Here is a 291-nt window from a genome sequence, read left to right as displayed (position 1 = left end):
TCCTGTTCTGGTGCGTGTTGATGCTGATAGTCGACGGCTACGATCTCGCCATCGTCGGTGCAGCGTTGCCGTCGATCATGAAGGGCATGCACATCGACGCGACCAGTGCCGGCATCATGGCCGCATCGGCACTGTTTGGCGTGATGCTCGGGGCTATTTTCCTCGGCACGCTGGCTGACCGTTTCGGCCGGCCCACGATGATCTGCGTGTGTGTGGCGCTGTTCAGTCTCTTTACCGCCGCCGCCGGACTGACGAACGATCCCGTCAGTTTCAGCGTGACCCGGTTCATTG

Annotated in this window: 1 protein-coding gene; it reads left to right on the top strand. The window is 60.8% G+C overall.

Features of this window, described 5'->3' with window-relative positions:
- Positions 1-291: MFS transporter (locus SB753_RS36340; RefSeq protein WP_410804953.1), on the top strand; the 291-nt coding region annotated here is incomplete at both ends.

Origin of the sequence: Paraburkholderia sp. SIMBA_053 (assembly GCF_046534895.1) — a bacterium.
GTDB lineage: Bacteria > Pseudomonadota > Gammaproteobacteria > Burkholderiales > Burkholderiaceae > Paraburkholderia > Paraburkholderia caledonica.
This window is presented reverse-complemented; position numbering and strand designations above follow the sequence as displayed.